At 39.8% G+C, this 344-nt stretch carries 1 pseudogene; it reads left to right on the plus strand.

Going from position 1 to position 344, the window contains the following annotated elements:
* Nucleotides 1–344 (plus strand): annotated as a pseudogene (locus FUA24_RS08085) (glutamine synthetase); the annotation flags it as partial.

Consider the following 344-nt stretch of genomic DNA (forward strand, 5'->3'; position numbering starts at 1 on the left):
GATCCAGAAAGAAGAAACGGATACTTAGTAATGACTGAAGTATTAAATGCTGATGGTACGCCACACGAATCAAACGGTAGAGCTACTATTGATGATGATGACAACGATTTCTGGTTTGGTTTTGAGCAAGAGTATTTCATTATGGATACACATACACAATTACCTTTAGGATTCCCTATTGGTGGTTACCCAGCTCCTCAAGGCATGTACTACTGTTCAGTTGGTGGAAAAAACACGCACGGAAGAGATTTAGTTGAAGAGCATGCTGATTTATGTATTGATGCTGGCTTAAACTTTGAAGGTATTAACCAAGAAGTTGCTTGCGGGCAGTGGGAATTCCAATT

The organism is Seonamhaeicola marinus (assembly GCF_008085455.1).